The 22,545-nt window shown below is 63.7% G+C and carries 16 protein-coding genes; 12 read left to right on the top strand and 4 right to left on the bottom strand.

The annotated features are described in order from the left end of the window. The first annotated feature begins 43 nt into the window (after positions 1-43). Positions 44-2,221: a cyanophycin synthetase gene (locus AAHE99_RS17930; RefSeq protein ID WP_342118704.1), complete on the top strand. Its 2,178-nt coding sequence runs from the start codon at positions 44-46 to the stop codon at positions 2,219-2,221. A 15-nt stretch (positions 2,222-2,236) separates the two neighbouring features. Then, positions 2,237-4,807, top strand: a complete 2,571-nt coding sequence (gene cphA / locus AAHE99_RS17925; RefSeq protein WP_342118703.1) for a cyanophycin synthetase — start codon at positions 2,237-2,239, stop codon at positions 4,805-4,807. A 2-nt stretch (positions 4,808-4,809) separates the two neighbouring features. Here cphA and AAHE99_RS17920 read toward each other — a convergent pair whose 3' ends face one another. Continuing rightward, positions 4,810-5,904: a LacI family DNA-binding transcriptional regulator gene (locus AAHE99_RS17920; protein ID WP_342118702.1), complete on the bottom strand. Its 1,095-nt coding sequence runs from the start codon at positions 5,902-5,904 to the stop codon at positions 4,810-4,812. Between the two features lie 115 nt (positions 5,905-6,019). Here AAHE99_RS17920 and AAHE99_RS17915 point away from each other — a divergent pair, with 115 nt between their 5' ends. The 5 genes from AAHE99_RS17915 to AAHE99_RS17895 all read left to right on the top strand — a co-directional run bounded on the left by AAHE99_RS17915 (position 6,020) and on the right by AAHE99_RS17895 (position 11,027). Further along, on the top strand, positions 6,020-7,270 hold the full coding sequence (locus AAHE99_RS17915; protein WP_342118701.1) for an Hsp70 family protein: 1,251 nt from the start codon (positions 6,020-6,022) through the stop codon (positions 7,268-7,270). Positions 7,271-7,289: 19 nt separating this feature from the next. Then, positions 7,290-7,637 carry a hypothetical protein gene (locus tag AAHE99_RS17910; protein ID WP_342118700.1) on the top strand — a complete coding sequence of 116 codons (348 nt, stop codon included), beginning with the start codon at positions 7,290-7,292 and terminating at the stop codon, positions 7,635-7,637. Positions 7,638-7,687: 50 nt separating this feature from the next. Continuing rightward, positions 7,688-9,688, top strand: coding sequence for a TonB-dependent receptor (locus AAHE99_RS17905; RefSeq protein WP_342118699.1), 2,001 nt, complete (start codon positions 7,688-7,690; stop codon positions 9,686-9,688). Between the two features lie 75 nt (positions 9,689-9,763). After that, positions 9,764-10,735, top strand: a complete 972-nt coding sequence (locus tag AAHE99_RS17900) for a tetratricopeptide repeat protein (protein ID WP_342118698.1) — start codon at positions 9,764-9,766, stop codon at positions 10,733-10,735. Further along, positions 10,680-11,027: a hypothetical protein gene (locus tag AAHE99_RS17895; protein ID WP_342118697.1), complete on the top strand. Its 348-nt coding sequence runs from the start codon at positions 10,680-10,682 to the stop codon at positions 11,025-11,027. The genes AAHE99_RS17900 and AAHE99_RS17895 overlap by 56 nt, the downstream gene beginning before the upstream one ends. On the opposite strand, the gene AAHE99_RS17890 is transcribed toward AAHE99_RS17895, so the two are convergent. Further along, complete coding sequence (locus AAHE99_RS17890; RefSeq protein ID WP_342118696.1) at positions 11,011-11,577, bottom strand: DUF5625 family protein; 567 nt, start codon at positions 11,575-11,577, stop codon at positions 11,011-11,013. The two genes, AAHE99_RS17895 and AAHE99_RS17890, sit on opposite strands and share 17 nt — an antisense overlap. Then, positions 11,574-13,418 (bottom strand): EAL domain-containing protein, encoded by a 1,845-nt coding sequence (locus AAHE99_RS17885; RefSeq protein ID WP_446728935.1) that lies wholly within the window; start codon positions 13,416-13,418, stop codon positions 11,574-11,576. The genes AAHE99_RS17890 and AAHE99_RS17885 overlap by 4 nt, the downstream gene beginning before the upstream one ends. A gap of 118 nt (positions 13,419-13,536) precedes the next feature. Between AAHE99_RS17885 and AAHE99_RS17880 the strand changes: the two genes are divergently transcribed. From AAHE99_RS17880 to AAHE99_RS17860, 5 genes are all read left to right on the top strand, one after another. Then, positions 13,537-14,172, top strand: coding sequence for a methylamine utilization protein (locus AAHE99_RS17880; protein WP_342118695.1), 636 nt, complete (start codon positions 13,537-13,539; stop codon positions 14,170-14,172). Positions 14,173-14,176: 4 nt separating this feature from the next. Next, on the top strand, positions 14,177-16,552 hold the full coding sequence (locus AAHE99_RS17875; protein ID WP_342118694.1) for a putative bifunctional diguanylate cyclase/phosphodiesterase: 2,376 nt from the start codon (positions 14,177-14,179) through the stop codon (positions 16,550-16,552). A 91-nt stretch (positions 16,553-16,643) separates the two neighbouring features. Beyond that, positions 16,644-18,818, top strand: a complete 2,175-nt coding sequence (locus tag AAHE99_RS17870; RefSeq protein WP_342118693.1) for a prolyl oligopeptidase family serine peptidase — start codon at positions 16,644-16,646, stop codon at positions 18,816-18,818. A 3-nt stretch (positions 18,819-18,821) separates the two neighbouring features. After that, on the top strand, positions 18,822-21,227 hold the full coding sequence (locus tag AAHE99_RS17865) for a zinc-dependent metalloprotease (protein WP_342118692.1): 2,406 nt from the start codon (positions 18,822-18,824) through the stop codon (positions 21,225-21,227). Between the two features lie 301 nt (positions 21,228-21,528). Beyond that, positions 21,529-21,924, top strand: a complete 396-nt coding sequence (locus AAHE99_RS17860) for a GFA family protein (protein ID WP_342118691.1) — start codon at positions 21,529-21,531, stop codon at positions 21,922-21,924. Here AAHE99_RS17860 and AAHE99_RS17855 read toward each other — a convergent pair. Then, positions 21,921-22,496 (bottom strand): helix-turn-helix domain-containing protein, encoded by a 576-nt coding sequence (locus AAHE99_RS17855; RefSeq protein ID WP_342118690.1) that lies wholly within the window; start codon positions 22,494-22,496, stop codon positions 21,921-21,923. The genes AAHE99_RS17860 and AAHE99_RS17855 overlap by 4 nt on opposite strands. Between the last annotated feature and the right edge of the window lie 49 nt (positions 22,497-22,545).

Here is a 22,545-nt window from a genome sequence, read left to right as displayed (position 1 = left end):
GAAGGACGGGCGGAGTATACCGCAAGAGGTACAAGAGCTAAAAATGACAAAAAAGAAAGATATTGAGTTTCTCCGTGTAACACATCTGCGCGGACCGAACATCTGGACCTATCGCCCGGTAATCGAGGCTTGGCTGGATATCGGCGAGCTTGAGAACTACCCTTCGAACAAACTCCCCGGATTTTATGAGCGCCTGACGGCCTTCCTGCCAGGCCTGATCGAGCACCGTTGCGGCGTTGGTGAGCGCGGCGGCTTCTGCGAGCGCCTGCGCGACGGCACCTATGCCGGCCATATCCTCGAGCACGTGGTGCTGGAGCTGCAAAACCTGGCTGGCATGCGTACCGGCTTTGGCAAGACCCGCCAGACTGCCGAAGGCAGCGGCATTTACAAGATGGCATTCCGTACCCGCCAGGAACAGGTTGGCCGCGCCGCACTGGCCGCCGGCAGGGACCTGCTGATGGCCGCCATCGAAGACAAGCCATACGACCTGGCCGCCACCGTTGAAAAACTGACCTCGATGGTCGAATCGCTGTGCCTGGGCCCATCGACCGCCTCCATCGTGGACGCCGCGACCGACCGCAAGATCCCGCATATCCGCCTGACCGACGGCAACCTGGTGCAATTGGGCCACGGCGCCCGCCAGCGCCGTATCTGGACTGCGGAAACCGACAACACCTCCGCCATTGCCGAAGGCATCGCCTCCGACAAGGACATGACCAAGGACATGCTGAAATCGGTCGGCGTGCCGGTGCCGGAGGGTACCCTGGTCAAGAGCGCCGACGAAGCATGGGAAGAAGCGCAGGACATCGGCCTGCCAGTCGCCGTGAAACCATATGACGGCAACCATGGCCGTGGCGTGTCGCTGAACCTGATGACTGAAGCAGACGTCAAGGCGGCTTACGACATCGCCGTCCTGCGCGGCGGCAGCAAGAGTGTCATCGTCGAGAAATTCATCGTCGGCAACGAACACCGCCTGCTGGTGGTGGGCCGCCGCATGGTGGCTGCCTCCATGGGCGAATCGCTGTGGGTGACCGGCGACGGCAAATCCACCGTGCAGGAACTGGTGGACACCCAGATCAACACCGATCCGCGCCGCGGCACCACCGAGGAATTCCCGCTGAACATCGTGGAGCCGAAGAAGTCGGAAGAAGTGCTGCTGGACCTGAAGCGCCAGGGCCTGACCCCGGACTCGCTGGTGGAAGCTGGCCGCAAGGTGCTGATCCAGGTCAACGGCAACGTCGCCAACGACGTGACCGACCTGGTGCACCCGGCTGTCGCTGAAATGGCGGCGCTGGCGGCACGCACCATCGGCCTGGACATCGCCGGCATTGACCTGGTGGCAGCCGATATCTCGAAACCGCTGGAAGAGCAGGGCGGCGCAATCATCGAAGTGAACGCGAGCCCTGGCCTGCTGGCCCACCTGAAACCTGCCGCCGGCGGCATGGCGCGTCCGGTTGGCCATGCGATTGCCGACCAGCTGTTCGCGGAAGAAGAAGATGGCCGCATCCCTATCGTCGGCGTGGCCGGTTCGCGCCAGAACGCGCTGATCGCACGCCTGATCGGCTGGCTGCTGCAAATGGGCGGCCGCTACGTCGGCACCGCGACCGAACAGGGCGTGTACCTGAACGGCCGCCATGTGGCGCGCGGCCCGCTGACCGAATGGGAATCCGGCCAGCGCCTGCTGATCAACAAGAATGTGGAAGCGGCGGTCTTCGCCAACTCCAACCGTATGATCCTGAGCGAAGGCTTCTCCTACGACAAATGCACCGTGGGCGTGGTGACCGACGCCGCTGGCCACGAAGAGCTGGGCGAGTTCTACATCCACAGCCCGGAACAGATGTACGGCGTGCTGCGCACCCAGGTCGACGTGGTGCTGCCGGAAGGCGCTGCCGTGCTGAATGCCTCCGACGCGCAAGTGGTTGAAATGGCCGATCTGTGCGACGGCGACGTGATTTTCTACGGCCTGGACGAACATGTGCCGGCCATCGACTCGCACCGCCAGGATGGCGGCCGCGCTGTCTTCCTGCGCAATGGCGGTTTCGTCATGGCTGCCGGCCGCGACGAACTGGCAGTCCTGCCGCCGTCCTGCCTGCCGGCGAGCGAAGAAGACCGCAAGGAAGCGGTGTTGGCAGCGATTGGCGCCGGCTGGGCCATGGGCCTGTCGCCGGACCTTATCGGCGCGGCACTGCGCACCTTCGAGTGGAACACCAAGAAAAACTAAACGGGATTACGAGGAATGGAAGTTATTCGCACCCGCGCGCTGCGCGGTCCAAATCTGTGGAGCCACCATACGGCCGTTGAGTGCATCATCTCGTGCACGCCGGAAGAACGTTCCGTCGACAAGATCCCTGGTTTCGAGGTACGCCTGCGTACCCGCTTCCCACGCCTGGCGCAATTGCAGCCTGACGGCCATGCCGACACCATCCCGATGGCGCACGTGCTGGAACTGGCGGCCCTGGGCTTGCAGGCGGAGGCCGGCTGCCCGGTGACCTTCAGCCGCACCACCCAGACGCTGGAAGAAGGCATCTACCAGACCGTGGTCGAATATACTGAGGAATCGGTTGGCCGCCTGGCCATGGAGTGGGCCGAGAAGCTGTGCAAGTCAGCGATGGATGACACGCCATTCGACCTTGCCGCTGCGCTGCACGAGCTGCACGAGCTGGACGAAGACGTGCGCCTGGGCCCATCGACCGGCTCGATCGTGCACGCCGCCATCGCCCGCAAGATTCCGTTCCGCCGCATGACCGAAGGCTCGATGGTGAGCTTCGGCTGGGGCTCCAAGCAGCGCCGCATCCAGGCTGCTGAAATGGACTCCACCAGCGCCATTGCCGAAACCATCGCGCAGGACAAGGAACTGACCAAGAAATTGCTGGACGCCGCCGGCGTGCCGGTGCCGACCGGCCGCACCGCGGAAGACGCGGAAGACGCCTGGAAGGCAGCACAGGAAATCGGCCTGCCGGTCGTGGTGAAGCCGAAGGACGGCAACCAGGGCAAGGGCGTGACCGTTAACATCACCACCCGCGAACAGACCATCGCCGCCTACAACGCAGCGAAGGAGTTCCGCGACGACATCATGGTTGAGCGCTTCCTGGCCGGCCACGATTTCCGCCTGCTGGTGATCGGCAACAAGCTGGTGGCAGCAGCCCGCCGCGATCCTCCACACGTGGTGGGCGATGGCGTGCACTCGGTCCGCGAACTGGTTGACATCGTCAACTCCGACCCGCGCCGCGGCACCGGCCACGGCACCGCACTGACCAAGATCCGTTTCGACGATATCGCCCTGGCGCGCCTGGCGCTGCAAGGCCTGGCCGCCGACTCCGTGCCGCCGCAAGGCCAGCGCGTGGTCCTGCGTAATAACGCCAACCTGTCGACCGGCGGTTCCGCCACCGACGTGACCGACGACGTGCACCCGGAAGTGGCGGCGCGCGCGGTGGAGGCGGCGCAGATGATCGGCCTCGATATCTGCGGCGTGGACGTGGTGTGCGATTCCGTTCTGCGTCCAATCGAGGAACAGAATGGCGGCGTGGTGGAAGTGAATGCCGCGCCTGGCCTGCGCATGCACCTGTCGCCGTCCTACGGCAAGGGCCGTCCGATCGGCGAAGCGATCATCAACACCATGTTCCCTGAAGGTGACGATGGCCGTATCCCACTGGTCGCCGTGACCGGCACCAACGGCAAGACCACCACCGTGCGCCTGACCGCGCACTTGATGGCGGCCAGCGGCCTGCGCGTGGGCATGACCAATACCGACGGCGTGTACGTCAATGGCCGCCAGATCGATTCGGGCGACTGCTCCGGTCCGCGTTCGGCGCGCAATGTGCTGAACCACCCGGATGTGGACGCAGCCGTGTTCGAAACCGCCCGCGGCGGTATCCTGCGCGAAGGCCTGGCGTACGACCGCTGCAAAGTGGCCGTGGTGACCAATATCGGCGCCGGCGACCACCTGGGCCTGAACTACATCACCACCGTGGAAGACCTGGCGGTGCTGAAGCGCGTGATCGTCATGAACGTCGATGAACATGGCTACGCCGTGCTGAACGCGACCGACCCGATCGTGGCTGCCATGGCGGCCAAGTGCAAGGGCAAGGTGATCTTCTTTGGCGCCGACCGTTACCACCCAGTGGTGGCGACCCATCTGGCGCAGGGCAAGCGCACCGTGTACGTGGAAAACGGCCAGCTGGTTGCGGTGGAAGGCAAGAACGAGCAGCGTATCGCGCTGTCCGACGTGCCGATCACTTTCAACGGCACCATCGGCTTCCAGGTGGAGAACACCATGGCTGCGGTGGCGGCTGCGTGGGCGGCTGGTATCGAGTGGGATGCAATCCGTCGCGGCCTGCTGACCTTCACCACCGACAGCCACAATGCGCCGGGCCGTTTCAACATCTTCAAGTACCGCGGCGCGACCGTGATCGCCGACTACGGCCACAACCCGGATGCGATGCTGGCACTGGTGAAAGCCGTCGATGCGATGCCGGCCAAGCGCCGTTCGGTGGTGATCTCGGGCGCCGGCGACCGCCGCGACCAGGATATCCGCGAACAGACCGAAATCCTGGGCAAGGCCTTCGATGACGTGGTTCTGTACCAGGATGCCTGCCAGCGCGGCCGTGCCGATGGCGAAGTGGTGGGTTTGCTACGCCAGGGCCTGCAGGGGGCAAGCCGCACCACGCGCATCGACGAAATCACGGGTGAATTCAAGGCGATTGATACCGCCATGGACCGCCTGCAGGATGGTGATCTGTGCCTGATTCTGGTGGACCAGGTAGAGGAATCGCTGGCCTACATCGCCAAGCGTATCGCAGCGGCCTGAGTTTAGGCTGCCAGAGCAGCGGCCCGCGCAACAAGGCGGGCCGTCTCACCTTCAACAAACTGCGCTGCAAACACGCGCTTCTCAATCTCTCCCAGGTCGCTGTCAGCCTCGATCAGGTTGCACAGCAAATCCGCCGCCGCTGCCGACATCTTGTGCAAAGGCTGGCGCATGGTGGTCAGCTCGTAGCTAAGCCAGTTCGAGCCCTCGACCGCGTCGAAACCCACGACCGACATGCCCGACGGCACATCGATATGCAAATGCTGGCGCGCCGCATCGACGCAGCCCATCGCCATGGCGTCGTTACCGCACACCACCGCATCCGGCACTTTGCCAATCCGTGCAATCAGTTCATGCAGGCCCGCCACACCGCTGGCGTAGTCAAAATTGCCGTGGAAGACGGGCGCCTCGGGCAGCCCCAGTTCGGCGATGCGATCCAGCCCGCCTTGCAGGCGCTCCTGCGCGATCGAATTCAGGCTCGGGCCGGCAATAATGGCCAACTGACGATGGCCCGCATCGGCCAGGCGATTCACCAGCACGCGTGCCGCATCGCGCTGGTCGCACATGACGCTATTGACGTCCAGGTCGCGCAGGTTGCGGTTGAACACCACCAGCGGCACCTGGCGGCGCTTGAATTCCGCCACATGGGCCGCACTGACGCTGGAAGCTGCCAGTACACCATCCACCTGGAATTGCCACAAGTCGTTCAGGATGCCTTCGATCTCTCCCTCGTGCTGCATGGTGAAGAGCAGGGCGCGCTTGCCGCGCCGGTTCAGCTGCTGCGACAGTTCCGACAGCGCGGCCGGGTTGTACAGCATGCTGGAATGGGATACCACAATTGCCACAATATTGGTGCGGCGGGTGATCAGGCTGCGCGCGGCGGCGTTGGGAATGTACTCCAGGCCTTCGGCAGCCTTCATCACGCGCGCGTAGGTCGATTTCGACACGCTGGCGCCGGGTTTGAAGCAGCGCGACACCGCAGACTGCGACACACCGGCCACGAGCGCAACATCATAGGAGGTGACGCGGCGTCCCTCCCGGAGGATGATGGCTTTCTGCTCGGCGGCGTTGAGCGCAGGTTGTGGATTAGTTGGTCGCATTAACGGAATCTTACCACATGGCAATAAGTGATCCACATTTACAGGCCGGCAGTGTGGTGCGCCAGCCGCGCTGGCTCTGGTAAAATACCGCCCCTTTTCTTAGCGGATGATCAAGATGGCAAACGCGTGCGGCATTGACTTTGGCACTTCCAATTCCACTGTGGGGTGGGTGCGCCCCGGCCATCCCATCATGCTGGAACTCGAAGATGGCAAAATGACATTGCCGTCCGTGGTGTTTTTCAATGCCGAGGACGAGGAAACCAGCTATGGCCGCGCCGCCCTGGCCGAATACCTGGCTGGTTGCGAGGGGCGCCTGATGCGCTCCCTGAAAAGCCTGCTGGGCACCAGCCTGATGGAAGGCCAGACCGAGGTCGGCGGCCGCGCGCTGCCATTCCGGCTGCTGCTGTCCCAGTTCATCGGCGAGGTCAAACACCGCGCCGAAAGCGCGGCCGGCCGCAAATTTGAACACGTGGTGATGGGCCGCCCGGTGCACTTCATCGACGACGATGCCGTGGCCGACAAGTTGGCTGAGGACACCCTGGCGGAAATCGCCCGCAGCGTCGGCTTCCGCGATGTGGCCTTCCAGTTCGAACCGATTGCCGCCGCATTTGAATATGAGTCGCAGATCGACCGCGAAGAACTGGTCCTGATCGCCGACATCGGCGGCGGTACTTCCGACTTCACCCTGGTGCGCCTGGGGCCGGACCGTGTGGCTCGCTCCGAGCGCATGGACGATATCCTGGCCACCGGTGGTGTGCATATCGGCGGTACCGATTTCGACAAATACCTGAGCCTCTCCAGCGTGATGCCTTTGCTGGGCTATGGCAGCCAGTTCCTGAGCGGCGCGGAGGTGCCATCCAGCTACTACTTCAACCTGGCGACCTGGCACACCATCAACCAGGCTTACACCCGCAAGATGCAGGCGCAGCTGACCGAAATGATCCGCGATGCGCGCGAACCGGCCAAACTGGAGCGCTTGCAGCACCTGATCGAGGAGCGCTCCGGCCACTGGCTGGCCCTGAAGGTGGAAGAAGCCAAGATCGGCCTGTCCAGCGAGGACACGGTGCAGCTGGCCCTCGACCGCTTCGCTCCGCCGGTGCAGCTGGATGTGACGCGCGTGGCCTTCGACGGTGCGGTGGAGCAGCTGGTCGACAGCGTCGGCGCCACCGTGACCCAGTTGCTGGCCGATGCCGGCGTGCAGCGCGAGCAGGTCGACACCATCTTCTTCACCGGCGGTTCCAGCGGGGTTCGCCTGCTGCGCGACCGCATCGCAGCCTTGGTGCCGGGTGCGCGCCGCGTCGAAGGCGACCTGTTTGGCAGCATCGGCGCCGGCCTGGCACGTGATGCATTGCGCAAGTTTGGCTAATTTGTATAGAATGGCCGCCGTGAGAGCGAACCGCTACATCCTGAATGTATTGCTTGCCTTGCTGCTGGTACTGTCCCAGCAGCTTGGGATGGCGCACGCGGTTTCGCACTGGTCGGATTACCGCCATGGCAGCGAACAGCAGCAGGCGGTTGACGGCAGCGAAGGCGGGCTGAGTGCCGGCCTGGCGCTTGACCATAATTGCAGCCAGTGCGCGGCCTTTGCCTCGCTGGCTTCGGCGATCCATACGCCGAGCTACACTTTCCCTACGCTTGAGTACAGTGCGCCGCAAGCCGGCGTCGTGCCAAGCCTGCCGCACAGCTCACGTACCGCACGCGCCTACGATTCCCGCGCTCCACCCCTGGTCTGACACAACGAAGTAACGCACCATTTTTCGTTTGTCGTATCCAGAGGTTTTCAATGAAATTCAAATACTCCCTGCTGGCAGGCGCCGTCCTGTCGGCTGTATCCGCATTCGCCCACGCTGAAGACAGCGAGGTGACCAAGGTCGTGGTGACCGCCAACCCGTTCCACAAAGGCGAAACCGAACAAATCCTGCTGCCGGCCAAAGTGCTGTCCGGCGATGAACTGCGCGACAAGATGGCGAACTCGCTGGGCGAGACGCTGTCTTCCGAGCTGGGCGTGTCGTCGTCCGCTTTTGGCGCCGGCGCTTCGCGCCCCATCATTCGCGGCCTGGAAGGCGCCCGCGTGAAGATGCTGGAGAACGGCATGGCCGTTTCCGATGTCTCCGGCCTATCGAACGACCACGCCGTGTCGGCCGAAGGCGCGGTGGCGCACCAGATTGAGATCCTGCGCGGGCCGGCGGCGCTGCTGTACGGCTCCGGCGCGATTGGCGGCCTGGTGAACGTGGTCAACGAACGTATTCCGCCAGCGCTTGAACCAAAGCTGACCGGCCAGGCCGAAGCGCGCTACAGCACCGTGGATGAAGGCCACGCCACTTCCGGCACCATCGACGGCGCCATCGGCAAACTGGCCTTGCACCTGGATGCCAATGCGCGCCAGTCGGGCGACTACAAGATCCCGGGCGGCCGTCTGGCGCATTCGGGCACCAAGGAGAAGGGCGGCGGCTTCGGCGGCTCCTACATTGACGGCTGGGGCTATGTCGGCGCCTCCATCTCAGGCCTGGACAACAAATACAGCGTGCCGAGCGAAGAAGGCTCCACCATCGACCAGCACCAGACGCGCTACGACATCGACAGCCTGATCAAGAACATCCTGCCGGGCATCGAATCGGCCAAGTTCAAAGCCGGCTACACCGATTACCGCCACGCCGAACTCGCCGAAGACGGCACGCCAGAGGTAAAGTTCACCAACCGCGCGCTGGAAACCCGCGCCGAGATGGTGCACAAGGCGATCAGTGGCTGGCACGGCACCTTTGGCGTGCAGACCGAACTGACGCACTTCGCTGCCATTGCTGCCGAGGAGCCAGGCCAAGTGCACGACGACGAACACGACCACGAGCACGGCCACGCGCACGACACCGTGCCTGCCACCCGCTCCAAGTCCTCGGCCGCCTTCCTGGTCGAAGAAAAGGAATGGGGCCCGGTGCGCGTGAATGCCGGCCTGCGCCTGGAGCGCGTCGAACGCCAGCCAGTCACCGGCCTGGACCGCTCTTTCTCGCTGCAATCCGGCGCACTGGGTGCGCTGTGGTCGTTCACGCCGGGCTACGCCACCGGCCTGACGCTGTCGCGCGCCCAGCGTGCGCCAAGCACCGAGGAGCTTTACTCCGCCGGCCCGCACCACGCCACCATCACCTTCGATCTTGGCAACCCAGACTTGCGCAAGGAAACCTCGCGCAACGTCGAACTTTCGGTGCAGAAGACTGCCGGCCTGATCCGCTGGAAGGCTAACCTGTTCCACAACAGTATTTCCGACTTCATTTACGGCCATGTCACCGGCCGCGAGGTGGACGAGGAAGGCCATGAAGGCCACGACGGCGAGCAGTTCCGTGAGCGCCTGTTCAGCCAGGGCGACGCCACCGTGCGCGGCGCCGAGGCGGAAATCGAGTACAACCCGCTGGCCATGGGCCTGAACGGCCGCCTGTTCGCCGACACCTCGCATGGCGACCTTAAGAACGCCGGCAGCCTGCCGCTGCAGCCGGCCAGCCGGGTTGGCGCCACCATCGGCTACCGCAGCAGCCAATGGCGCGTTGGCGCGACCTGGATCCACGCCCAGTCGCAAGACCGTCTGGCGTCCTTCGAGTCGACTCCGACTGGTGCCTATAACCAGCTCAACGCGAATATCTCATACACTCAACGACTGAAGGACATGGACCTGACCTGGTTCCTGCTCGCGAAGAACGTGTTGAACGACGAGATCCGCGTTTCGACCTCGCTGTTGAAAGACGTCTCGCCGCTGCCGGGGCGCAACTTTGTCTTTGGCGTCCGCGCCAAGTTCTGAGTTTGAGGAAGATCAAAGGCTAGCCGAAGTCGCTTCTTATACTTTAGATAACAATCTGAGGTATGGGAGGCGGCGATGGGCAAACGTCTGGCAGACCGGGAGCGCATTTTCCGGTGGTTCCTTGGCCCCGCCCAGCGGGGCAATCCCTACGCCCAGTTCAACCTGGCGCTTCTTTACAAAAATGGCCAGGGCGTCGAATCCGACCTGCGCCAGGCTTTCAGCTGGATGCGCCTGTCGGCCCTGCAAGGCCTGGCCTTCGCCCAGAACCAGCTCGGCGCCATGTATTACCGCGGTTGCGGTACCGGCAGCAACGATGTGGAAGCCGTTTATTGGTTCCGCCGCGCCGCCCGCCAGGGCGATCCCGCCGCCCAGCAGAATCTCGGCCAGATGTACCGGCGCGGGCGTGGCGTTCCCTTCGATGAGGAAATGGCGGTGCGCTGGTTCAGCCGGGCTGCAGAGCAGGGTGTCGCCAGCGCCCAGGCCCTGCTGGGAGAGGCCTATCTCAACGGCCGCGGCGTCGCGCCCGATTGCGAACGGGCCATGGCCTGGCTGCGCAAGGCCGCCGTGCGCGGCGAAGTGCATGCCCAGTGCCTGCTCGGCAGCATGTTTGCCCACGGTACCGGGGTGGCGCGCAATACGGTGCAGGCGCTGATGTGGTACAGCCTGGCCGCCGAGGGCGGATCCGCCCAGGCCCAGTTCAGCGCCGGCGTGCTGTATGCCAGCGGCGACGGCGTCGAGCGCGATCTGGTGCAGGCCGTGCGCTGGTACCGCAGCGCTGCGGAACAGGGCGACGCCGCCGCCCAGAACAACCTCGGCGTGCTGTATGCCACCGGCCAGGGCGTGGCGCAGGACGAGGGGGAGGCCATGCATTGGTACCGCAAGGCGGCAGCCCAGGGCCATCCGCTGGCGCAGCACAACCTGGCGGGCTTGCGGGGCGGCGTGCTTGACGCGGCATTGCCTGACAAGCATTTCCATGGCAGCATTGACTTCGATGAAACCATCCGTCCCCATCCTGGCCATCATGATGCTCGCAGCACTCCGCGCTGAGGCGGCGCCGGACTGCGGCCAGCTGCTGGCGCGCGCCCGCGAACAGCAGGTGGCGGTGGCGGAATGGCAGGCCGTGCGGCTGGTGGCGGGCAAGGATAGGCTGTACTTCCACTCGGCGCCGGAACGCAGCTGCCGCCAGGGCGAAACCTTTGTCGTGCGCGGCGACAAGCTGCAAGCCCTGTTCGAATACGGCACTTACACGGAAGTGCAATACGTCCATCCGCGCACCGGGCGGATCACCTTGGGCTGGGTTGAAAGCGGACGGCTGGAAGAGACTATCGCTGCGCAGTAAGCGGCTTTTCGGCGCCCGGCGCCAGGATCACCGTCGCGTTCAGCCGCTCCAGGCCAGTTTGCGCCGAAACATTTTCCACCCGCAGGCTGTATGCGCCCCGCACCAGGGCAATATTGCCCAGGCTGCGCGAGCGCTGGTTGGCCCATTTGGAGGCGACGCACATGGTGGTGACCTGGCGCGAATGTACCAGCATATTGTCGGACTTGCGCCGCACTTCAACCTTGAACGGCATGGCGCGGCCATAGGCGGTGCGCTCCTTGCGCGGGACTTTCTCCAGGTCCACAGTTTCGCCGCAGTCTTCCAGGCGGCGGTCGCCGAGGATGGCGACTTCCTGCTTGCTGAGTGATTCGCCGGCGGGGTTGGCCATTTCGACCAGCAGCGTGTAGCTCAGGTCGACCGGCACTTCAATATCCACCGACACCACGCTGCCCGCCGCGTCCAGTTTCATGGGGGCATCTTTGACCAGGGGAGGGAACTCGCATAACGCTACAGCCATCATGGCAATGCCAACGACGGGCTTCTGGCACAGGCTGTAGATGAAAGGACTCATGAATTCAATATAGGCGACAGCTCCCCCGTTTGCACCCTTCGATCGAGGAAAAGGCTGTTTCCGTGTATCTTTTTTGCTTGTTTCTTGGCATCAGCAGCGCGGGCCGCGATCTGGTGGTGGGAATAGAACTGGTGCGGCTCGACGCGGATCACGCCCACCGACAGGCTCATCAAGGAATAGAACACTTTTTTGCCCTGGCGGTCTTCGCTGATGTAGCCGCCGCGTTCGCGGTCCTCGTTGCTGTAGAAGTCCGAAATTGCCGTGGAGAAATCGTCGAGGATGGCCTGGCAGCGTTCCTCCCAATCCTCGCTCTGGAACAGGATCACAAAGTCGTCGCCGCCGATATGGCCGACGAAATCGCGCCCATGGTCGGCGTGCTTGCCGAGGATGTGGCCGGTAAGCTGGATCACGTCGTCGCCACGGCGGTAGCCGTACACATCGTTGAAGGGCTTGAAGTGGTCCAGGTCCACATAGCAGACCCAGAAGCGGGTACCGCTTTCCAGCAGGCGGTCGATATGCTCGTTGATCGGCACATTGCCCGGCAGCTGGGTCAGCGGATTGGCATAGCGCGCCGCCGTGATCTGCATTTGCGTAATTTCGCGCATCAGGTCGTGGCCGGTGCCCATGCCGGTATAGCTGCCGCCTTCGGTGATGATGAAGCCGTTGAACAGGTGGTGCGCATCCGATTCGGCCATGCGGCGCGACAGGTCCTGCAGGCTGGTGTCGATGTCGGCGATGATCGGCTTCGGGTCCATGAACAGGGTGCAGGGCTTCTTGCCGTACAGTTCGCGCTGGTAGGGGCGGGCGAAGTGGTCGATCATTTCGAAGCGGGAAATCAGGCCCAGCGGCTGGCCGGCATCCACCACCGGGATGATCAGCAGCTTGGGTTCGGCCAGGAAGATCTCGTAGACGTCGTTGTTGTTCATGGTGGGCGGCACCGCAGCCACCTCATGCAGCAGTTTGCGGATGCTGACCGCATTGCGTTCGGCTGCGCGCTGCGGGTAGACCGCGACGCCGTTGCGGCCCAACACCTTTACCACTTCCGCCGGCAGGGCCTTGGCCGGCTGGGCGTGCGGGCGGCCCAGGTGATAACCCTGGCCGTAAGCGATGCCGAGGTCGCGCAGCACCAGCAGTTCGGCCGCCTTTTCGATGCCTTCGGCGATGACCAGGGTGTTCGACTTGTCGGCGATTTCCTGGATCGAGCGCACGAACTGAAGCTTGACAGGATCGTGGTCGATGCCCTGGATGAAGTGCATATCGATCTTGACGAATTCCGGGCGCAGTTCGGACCACAGGCGCAGGCTGGAAAAGCCTTCACCCAGGTCGTCGATGGCGATCTGGAAACCCATGTCCCGGTAGTGCAGCACCGCCTGGCGCATCAGCTCGTAGTCATAGGTGGGCTGGTTTTCGGTCAGCTCGATGATGACGTTGGCCGGGTTGATCCCGAACTCGTGGATGTAGCCCAGGGTTTCGCCCTGGATGCCGTCCGGTTGGCGCACCAGCGATTCCGGGCTGACGTTGAGGAACAGCTTGCCCGGCAAATTGAGCTCGGCGAAGCGTTCCAGCACGATGCGGCGGCACAGGTACTCGACTTCCCGCGCCAGGTTATTGGCGCGCGCCACGCGGAACAGGTTGAGCGGCGAATGCAGCGGGCTGTCGGATGGGCCGCGGATCAGTCCTTCGTAGGCGATGATCTCGCCGCTTTGCATATGGACGATGGGCTGGAACAGGGCGTGCAGCTGGCGGCGCTGGATGATGTCCAGCAAATGCTGGCCAAGCAGTTCGTCGGGCGAGGTGCGCAGGTAGGTCACACTGTGCGGCAGGGCGGCAGGAGGGCTCACGGTGTTCCGGCAGGTAGGGGCAACGCGGCAATTCTGAAAGCGAAATGTGACAACATGATGAATACTGGAAACACATTTTTGGCGCTACAATAGGCTCCCACGTCCAAGACAATGAACGATGCCGAGCAAGCTCCTTATCCGCTCCGCCGCATTTGCGGCCTCTCTCTTCGCTGGCGCCGCGATGGCGGCTGGCGGTATCAGCGTGCAGGTCGTCGACGCCAATGGCAAACCGGTGGCCGATGCGGTCGTGTACCTGGAGGCCGATGGCGCCACGGCGCCGCCCAAGGCGCCGAAGTCCGGTGAAATCAGCCAGAAGGGACTGAAGTTCATTCCTTTGGTGACGGTGATCCAGACCGGCAGCAAGATCTACTTCCCTAACAACGACAAGGTGCGGCACCACATCTACTCCTTTTCGCCGCCGCACAAGTTTGACCAGAAGTTGTACTCGGGGACGACAGCGGAACCGCAAACCTTTGAAAAGCCAGGCACCGTGGTCCTGGGCTGCAATATCCACGACAAGATGATCGCTTATGTGCGCATTGTCGATACCCCATATTTCGGCAAGACCGATGAACATGGCAATGTGAGTGTCGACGCCCCTTCCGGCAAATATGTGCTGAAGGCTTGGCACCCCGGCATCGTAGGCGGCAATGCCCTGGAGCAGGCCGTCCGGCTTGGCGACAGCGCCGCCAGCGCCAGCTTCAAAATGAGTTTGAAGCCGCCATCGACCGACTCCGACGCCCCGGCGTACTGATACCATGCGATTCAGAAGCCTGGAAAGCCGCATCGTTACGCTGTTCCTTGTGCTGCTCATTGTGGTGCAGCTGGTGGGACTGGTCGTCATCCAGCGTGGCATCGATAGCAACGCCCGCACCGCAATCGCATCCGAACTGGTCAACGGCCGCAAGGTGTTCGAGCGGCTGATGGAGCAGAATGCGCAAAACCTGCGCAACGGCGCGCGCTTGCTGGCGCGCGATACCGGTTTCCTGGCGGCGGTTGGCAATACCGACGAAGAGGACCGCGCCACCATTGAGTCGGCGCTGGCCAACCACGGCCGCCGCATCAAGGCGTCCATGACGATGCTGGTCAGCGCGGAGCGCAAAGTGGTTGCCTCCACCAGCGATGCGCAGGCGGCCGGCCTGGAGCACATGGTCATGAGCATGCTGGACAAGGCGGAGCAGTCGGATGGCGCCAACGGTGTCGCGGTGGTGGAGCGGCTGCCGTACCAGATCGTGGTGGTGCCGGTGAAGGCGCCGGTGACCATCGGTTTCGTTGTGATGGCTTTCCCGCTGGACGAGCGCCTGGCGCGCGATATGCGTGAAACCACGGCGCTGCAAACCCTGCTGATGACGCGCGATGCACGCGGCAACTGGCTGCCGGTTGCTTCCAGCTGGCCACCGGCTTCGATTGGCTCGATTGTGACGCAGCTGCAGGGCATGGGGCCGATGCCGGCTGATGCCTTCGACCTTGAAATCGGCGACGACCGCTTCAGCGTGCGCCTGACGCCGATCGGCGAAGACGGCGGCCATGTGGCGGTCGCCATGCTGGGCCGGTCGATTGACGAAGCAACCGCCGAGTATGCGCGCCTGGAGCGCTGGCTGCTCGGCCTGACGGTGGCGGGCATCATCATTTGCGCCGTCGCCAGCGTGCTGACCGCGAAACGGATCGCCCAGCCGCTGCGGCAACTGGCCGACACCGCAAAACGCTTGGAACAGGGCGATTACAAGATCGATATCGCCAGTTCGCGCGCCGACGAAATCGGGGCGCTGGCCAATGCCTTCGGCAGCATGCGTGACGGTATCGCCAAGCGTGAGCAGGAAATCAAACGGCTGGCGTATTGGGATCCGCTGACCAACCTGCCGAACCGCGCGCAATTCCTGCTCAAGCTGAATGATTCGCTGGCTGATGCCAAGAAGCGCGGCGGCTCGGTCTACGTGCTGATGATGGACCTGGACCGCTTTAAGCACGTGAACGATGTGATGGGACATAGCTTCGGCGACGCCTTGCTGAAACAGGTGGCGGGCCGCCTGCAGCAGCTGCTGGCCAACCGGCGCCACCAGGCTTCCGTGGCGCGTCTGGGCGGCGATGAATTCGCGGTTCTGCTGCCGGGCTCTGACCTGGGGCAGGCCATGGTGGTGGCTTCCGAAATCCTGCAGGCGCTGGAATCGCCGCTTTCGCTGGACGAGCAGATGGTCGATATCGGCGCCGGTATCGGCATTGCGGGCTACCCCGAGCACGGCGCGGACGGTGAAGAGCTGCTGGGCAAGACCGAGATCGCCATGTATACCGCCAAGCAGCGCAACGACGGCGCCGTGGTCTACGACGAATCGATCGACCAGGGCAGCCAGCAAAGCCTGTCCCTGCTGACGGAGTTGCGGCAGGCGGTGGAAAATAACGAGTTGCGTTTGTTCGTCCAGCCCAAGATCACCTTCGCGACCGGCCAGGTGGTTGGCGCCGAGGCTTTGGTGCGCTGGCAGCACCCTGTGCGCGGCAATGTCTTCCCCGACCAGTTCATCCCGTTCGCGGAGCAGACCGGCTTTATCCGCGTGCTGACACAATGGGTGCTGGAGCGCTCGGCGGAACTGTGCCACACGCTGGCGCAGCAAGGCATCCACCTCAAGATTTCGGTCAATCTCTCCACCCGCGACCTGCTGGACCAGGACCTGCCGGTAAAGTTTGGCGAGATCTTCATGCGCCACCAGGTTTCGCCCGGCGCCTTCTGCCTGGAGATCACCGAAAGCGCCATCATGGACGACCCGGTGCGCGCCCAGCAGACACTGGAGCGCTTGCATGCCATGGGCTGCGACCTGTCGATCGACGATTTCGGCACCGGCTATTCCTCGCTGGCCTACCTGAAACGGCTGCCGGTCGATGAGCTGAAGATCGACAAGTCCTTCGTGCTGAACATGGCGAACGACGTGGGCGACGCCAAGATCGTACGCTCCACCATCGACCTTGGCCACAATATGGGCCTGCGTGTAGTGGCGGAAGGCGTGGAAGGGGAGGCCGCCTGGAATATCCTGGCGGAGATGGGCTGCGACCAGGGGCAGGGCTACTTCATGAGCCGTCCGATGCCGGCTTCCGACATGGCTGCGTGGGTCGAGAAGTGGCGCGCACCGGCATTGGCCGAATAATACTTGGCGTGGGGTGCTTCGGATAGTTACTTATTTGTCAAAATCCACGTTATGATCGCTGCCGCATTCATAACTACTCTATGGACGACAAATGCCATTCAAGCGCGCCACCCTCGCAATTTCCCTGATCGCCGCCTTCAGCGGCCAAGCCCTGGCCCAGACCTGCCCGGCAGGCTCCGCCCCTGTGACCTACCCGATCTCGAAGGTCGTTGAGCAGCAGGACAACTACCACGGCACCATGGTCGCCGACCCATACCGCTGGCTGGAAGACGACAACAGCGCCGAGACCAAGTCCTGGGTGGCGGAACAGAACAAGGTGACGCAAGCCTGGCTGGCGCAGATCCCGCAGCGCGAAGCGATCAAGGCGCGCCTGACCAAGCTGTGGAACTACGAGCGTTACAGCGTGCCTTCGAAGAAGGGCGGCCGCTACTTCTACAGCCGCAATGACGGCCTGCAGAACCAGGCAGTCCTGTACACCGCCAAGTCCCTGGGCGAAACCCCGCGCGTGCTGCTCGACCCGAACACCCTGGCTGCCGACGGCACCGTGGCGCTGGCCGGCATGGCCGTCAGCCCTAACGGCAAGTTCCTGGCCTACAGCACCGCTGCCTCCGGCTCCGACTGGAACGAGATCAAGGTGCGCGACATTGAAACCGGCAAGGACATGGCCGACCACATCAAGTGGGTCAAGTTCTCCAACACCGCCTGGGCCGCCGACGGCTCCGGTTTCTACTACAGCCGCTACGATGCGCCGGCCGAAGGCGCCAAGCTGTCCGGCGTGAACTACTTTCAGAAGGTCTACTTCCACAAGCTGGGCACCGCGCAGGATGCCGACGTGCTGGTTTACCACCGCCCAGACCAGAAGGAATGGGGCTTCGGTGCCGAAGTGACCGACGACGGCCGCTACCTGATCGTGAACGGCTCCCACGGCACCGAGCAGAAAAACCGCGTCTTCATCAAGGACCTGAAAGCCAAGGACGCGCAAGTGGTTGGCCTGCTGGAGCAGTTCGACGCTTCCTACAACTTCATCGACAATGATGGCCCGGTGTTCTACTTCCTGACCGACAAGAACGCACCGCGCTCGCGCGTGATTGCGATCGATATCCGCAAGCCAGGCAGCGAAAACTGGAAAGAAATCGTGGCCGAGTCGGCGCAAACCCTGACCGGCGCCAGCATCGTCAACAAGCAGCTGGTACTGAACTACCTGAGCGACGCGCACAGCGCCGTCAAGATCGTCGACCTGAAAGGCAAGCCGGTACGCGAGATCGCACTGCCGGGCCTGGGCTCCGCCGGCGGCTTTGGCGGCAAGGCAACCGACACCGAGACCTTCTACTCGTACACCAGCTTCACCACGCCGACCACCATCTACCGCCTGGATATGAAGACCGGCAAGTCGAGCATCTACCGCCAGCCTAAGGTCGACTTCGACCCGAACGCGTTCGACGTGCGCCAGCAGTTCTACACCTCCAAGGATGGCACCAAGGTGCCGATGTTCATCGTGTCCAAAAAGGGCATGAAGCTGGATGGCAGCAACCCGACCTACCTGTACGGCTACGGTGGCTTCAACGTCTCGCTGACCCCAAGCTTCTCCGTATCCAACCTGGCATGGGTTGAAATGGGCGGCGTCTATGTCGTAGCCAACCTGCGCGGCGGCGGCGAATACGGCGAAGCATGGCACAAGGCCGGCACTAAGCTGCAAAAGCAGAACGTGTTCGACGACTTTATCGGCGCGGCTGAATGGCTGGTCGCCAACAAGGTGACTTCGCCAGCCAAGCTGTCGATCGGCGGCGGCTCCAATGGCGGCCTGCTGGTGGGTGCTGCGATGACCCAGCGTCCGGAACTGTTCGGCGCCGCGCTGCCGGCTGTAGGCGTGATGGACATGCTGCGCTTCCAGAAATTCACCATCGGCTGGGCATGGACTTCGGACTACGGTTCGTCCGACAACGCCGAGGAGTTCAAGGCGCTGGTGAAGTACTCGCCGCTGCATAACCTGAAGAAGGGCGGCTGCTATCCGGCGACCATGGTGCTGACTGCCGACCACGATGACCGCGTAGTCCCAGCACACAGTTTCAAGTTCGCTGCCGCCGCCCAGGCTGCACAATCCGGCGCCGCACCGATTCTGATCCGCATCGATTCCAAAGCCGGCCACGGCGCCGGCAAGCCGACCGCGAAGCAGATCGAGGAAGTGGCGGACCGTTGGGGCTTCCTGTCGCGCGCCCTGGATATGCAGCCTGCCGCACCGGCTGCATCCACCACCGGCGGGCAGTAAGCCATGCGCGCGCTGCTGCTGTGGGCTGCCCTGATTGCGCCGGCCACGGCAGCAGAGGCGCCGAAGACTTTCGCCGACCATACCCGTTCCCTCGTGTCGCAGCCCGGTTTCATCGAGCTGTGGCGCGATGCGGAGCAGGGCAAGGTGCTGCTGTCCGTGCGTGAGCTGGACCAGCCGTTCCTGCTGACGACTTCCTTGCCGTATGCTTTGGGATCGAACGACGTTGGCCTGGACCGCGCGCAGGCCGGCGAAGCGCGCCTGGTGCGTTTCCGGAAGTTCGGCCCGCGCCTGTTCCTGGTGCAGGAGAACACGCGCTTCGTTGCGCGTTCGGCCGATGCCGATGAACGCAATGCGGTAGCCGAGTCGTTTGCCGGCGCCGTGCTGTGGTCAGGCGATATCATCGCCAGCGATGGCGGCCGCCACCTGGTCGATTTTTCCAGCTTCCTGCTGGCCGACCAGCATGGCGTGGTGCAGCGGCTGGCCGACACGAAGCAGGGCGCTTACCGTGTTGACGAGAAGCGCAGCGCGGTCCTTCCGGCCGAGGCGAAGGCGTTTCCCGATAACGTTGAACTCGAGGCGCTGCTAACCTTCGCCGGACCTGGCAGCGGCGAGTACGTGCGCCAGGTGGCTGCCGATCCGGCCAGCCTGACCATGCGCCAGCATATTTCCATGGTGCGGTTGCCGGACAACGGCTACAAGCCGCGCCGCTACCATCCATTCTCCGGTGGCTTTGACACCGGCTACTACGACTTCGCCACGCCGCTGGCCAGCAGCCTTGATGTGCGCTGGCAGGTCCGGCACCGCTTGGAAAAGGGCGGCAAGCCGATTGTCTACTATCTCGATCGCGGCGCGCCCGAGCCGGTTCGTTCCGCCTTGCTGGAGGGGGCGCGCTGGTGGTCCGCTGCGTTCGAAAAGGCGGGCTTCAAGGATGGCTTCCGTGTTGAGCTGATGCCGGAAGGCGCCGACCCCGCCGATGTGCGCTACAACATGATCACCTGGGTGCATCGCGCCACGCGCGGCTGGTCGTATGGCAATGCAATCACCGATCCCCGCACCGGCCAGATCATCCGCGGCGCGGTCACACTTGGCTCGCAGCGCGTGCGGCAGGATATCCTGATCGCCGAGGCGCTGCTGGCGCCGTACGGCAAATCCGCCCCCGCCGAGCGCCGCAAGCTTGCCGAGCAAATGGCGCTGGCGCGCCTGCGCCAGTTGTCTGCCCACGAAGTCGGCCATACGCTCGGCTTCGCCCACAACTTCGCCGCCAGCCGGCATGGCAACGGCTCCGTCATGGACTACCCGCATCCCGTGCTGAAGCTAAGCGCAAACGGCGGCATCGACCTGCAGGATGCCTATGGCGTCGGCGTGGGTGCGTGGGACGACTACATCGTCAAACACGTCTACGGCGATTTCGGCAGCGATCCAGGCGCCGAGGCCGAAGCGCTGGCCAAACTGCGCAGCGACGCCCGCGGCGCCGGCCTGCAGTACGTCTCCGACGGCGACTCCCGCGCGCCGGGCGCCGCGCACCCGAATGGCCTGCTGTGGGATTTTGGTCCCGACACGCTCAAGACCTGGGACCAGCTGGGCGCGATCCGCCGCCGTGCGCTGGACAGCTTCTCGCTCGATGTCTTGCCGGATGAGCGCCAGACTGGCGAACTGGAGGCCCGCCTGGTGCCGGTCTACCTGCTGCAGCGCTACCAGGGCGAAGCAGTCGCGCGGCTGCTGGCCGGCGGCGAGTACGAATCCGCCATCAGCGCCGACATCCGTGCCGGCCGGGCCGCCGCAGGCGTCAAGGCAATTCCCGCAGCAACCCAGCGTGCCGCACTGGCTCGGCTGGCCGACACCCTGCGCGCCGAATACCTCGCGCTGCCGTCCGGCGTACTGGACCAGCTTTCCCCACCCTCCGCAGGCTTTGAGCGCAGCAAGGAATACTTCAGCACCCGCATGAACGCCGTGTTCGACGCGCTCTCCGCCGCCGAATCCGGCGCCGCACAGACCGCCGGCTTCCTGTTCGACGCCAGCCGCCTGAACCGCCTGTACTGGCAGCACGCGCGCGACGCCGCCATGCCAGGCACCGGCGACGTGCTCGACGCCGCACTGGCCGCCACCTGGAAGCGCGCCGCCGTCCCGTCCAGCGTCGCCGGCGGCGAAGCCGTCCAGTTGGCGGCCAACTGGGTAGTGCTCGACGGATTGCTGCAAGCCCTGGAAGGCGGCAAGTTGCACGCCAACGTCGACGCCGACCTGCGCCAGCACCTGCGCAGCCTCGTCGCATGGTTGAAGGCCAACCCCGGCAAAGGCACCACCGCCTCCAGCCGCGCCCAGGCCGCCGACCATGTCACGCGCTACCTGGCCGACCCGCGCAGCGTCAAACTACGCCCCATGCCGGAAATCCCGCCGGGCGCCCCGATCTGATAGTGGCGATGAAACGGGCCGGTCTTTTTTTCGTCCTTTCGCTCCTGGCGGCGCCCGCCCTGGCGCACAGGGATAGAATCCTGAGCCTGCGCCCGGACGGCGTCATTCCGGAGTTGCCCGCAGCGGATAGCCAGACCCGCATGCATATTGAATACGCAAAGGGCGGTGGCCTGCGCAGCCTGCGATTCGTATCTTCCGGCCGCCAAACCGACGTAGAGCGATGCGTGCTGGAGCGATTTCCCACGGCAGCCCCGCGCGTACTGGGCGCTCCGCCGTGCAAAGTCAAAGGGAAGAATCAATCATGACAAAACGTGTTGCCGCGTGCAGCTGCGGCCAGCTGAAAGCCGAAGTAAGCGGTGAGCCGGTGCGGATTTCGATCTGCCATTGCCTGAATTGCCAACGACGCACAGGCGGTCCGTTTGGCGAACAAGCGCGTTTTCCGCGCGAGAATGTGAAGGTGTCGGGAACTTCGACCGTGTACCGCATCGTCGGCGACTCGGGCAACGGTGCGAACTTCCATTTCTGCCCGACTTGCGGCGCCACGGTGTATTACGAACCGGAGGCGTTGCCGGACTTCGTCGGTATCCCGGTCGGTGCGTTCGCCGACCCATCGTTCCCGGCGCCGGGCGTCTCGGTTTATGAAGAGCGCATGCATTCGTGGGTCGCTCCTCCACCGGGGGCGGAGCGTCACCCTTAACGGTGCATCACCACCAGTAGCGCTTTCGCCTCGGCCTTGCCCGGGTTGCGGATGGCGTGGTGGATATCGGCGGCATAGCGTGCCGTGCCGCCGATCTTGATCTTCTTCTTGTTCGACCCGACCTCCAGCTCCATCGAACCGTGCAGGATGGTCAGGTGTTCGGTGGTGCCTGGGTCGTGCGGCTGCGACACCAGTTCGCCGCCTGGGGCCAGCGTCAGCTCATACCACTCGAACTTACCTGCCAGCTCCATCGGTCCCAGGATACGCAGCACATAACCGGCATGCGCGCCCGGCAGGGTAGGCGTTTCGTGTGCATCTATCAGCTTTATCGTTTCGACATCTTTTTCGACGTCAGACAGCAACTCCCCGATCTGCACGCCCAGGGCATTGGCCAGGCGCCAGGTAATGGCGATGGTCGGATTGGCTTTTTCGCGCTCAATCTGCGATAGCATGGATTTGGAAACCCCCGCAATGCGGGACAGGTCTTCCAGCGTCAGGCCGCGCGCCAGACGCAAACGTTGCAGGGCGGCGCCGACTTCCGGCGGAGCATTGGTGGACAGGGTCGGCTTCACGCTTGCAGAGTTCAATATAGTAAAGTAGTATTCAGCATATCGAATTTAC

It is taken from the genome of Pseudoduganella sp. OTU4001 (assembly GCF_038440195.1).
Lineage (GTDB): Bacteria > Pseudomonadota > Gammaproteobacteria > Burkholderiales > Burkholderiaceae_D > Rugamonas.
This window is presented reverse-complemented; position numbering and strand designations above follow the sequence as displayed.

What these genes read in the sequence shown, in the direction of transcription:
- AAHE99_RS17880 (WP_342118695.1), top strand. Translation starts at nt 13,537, where the DNA reads ATGCCGAGCAAGCTCCTTATCCGCTCCGCCGCATTTGCGGCCTCTCTC.
- AAHE99_RS17920 (WP_342118702.1), bottom strand. Translation starts at nt 5,904, where the DNA reads ATGCGACCAACTAATCCACAACCTGCGCTCAACGCCGCCGAGCAGAAA.
- AAHE99_RS17915 (WP_342118701.1), top strand. Translation starts at nt 6,020, where the DNA reads ATGGCAAACGCGTGCGGCATTGACTTTGGCACTTCCAATTCCACTGTG.
- AAHE99_RS17870 (WP_342118693.1), top strand. Translation starts at nt 16,644, where the DNA reads ATGCCATTCAAGCGCGCCACCCTCGCAATTTCCCTGATCGCCGCCTTC.
- AAHE99_RS17900 (WP_342118698.1), top strand. Translation starts at nt 9,764, where the DNA reads ATGGGCAAACGTCTGGCAGACCGGGAGCGCATTTTCCGGTGGTTCCTT.
- AAHE99_RS17865 (WP_342118692.1), top strand. Translation starts at nt 18,822, where the DNA reads ATGCGCGCGCTGCTGCTGTGGGCTGCCCTGATTGCGCCGGCCACGGCA.
- AAHE99_RS17930 (WP_342118704.1), top strand. Translation starts at nt 44, where the DNA reads ATGACAAAAAAGAAAGATATTGAGTTTCTCCGTGTAACACATCTGCGC.
- AAHE99_RS17860 (WP_342118691.1), top strand. Translation starts at nt 21,529, where the DNA reads ATGACAAAACGTGTTGCCGCGTGCAGCTGCGGCCAGCTGAAAGCCGAA.
- cphA (WP_342118703.1), top strand. Translation starts at nt 2,237, where the DNA reads ATGGAAGTTATTCGCACCCGCGCGCTGCGCGGTCCAAATCTGTGGAGC.
- AAHE99_RS17895 (WP_342118697.1), top strand. Translation starts at nt 10,680, where the DNA reads ATGAAACCATCCGTCCCCATCCTGGCCATCATGATGCTCGCAGCACTC.
- AAHE99_RS17875 (WP_342118694.1), top strand. Translation starts at nt 14,177, where the DNA reads ATGCGATTCAGAAGCCTGGAAAGCCGCATCGTTACGCTGTTCCTTGTG.
- AAHE99_RS17905 (WP_342118699.1), top strand. Translation starts at nt 7,688, where the DNA reads ATGAAATTCAAATACTCCCTGCTGGCAGGCGCCGTCCTGTCGGCTGTA.
- AAHE99_RS17890 (WP_342118696.1), bottom strand. Translation starts at nt 11,577, where the DNA reads ATGAGTCCTTTCATCTACAGCCTGTGCCAGAAGCCCGTCGTTGGCATT.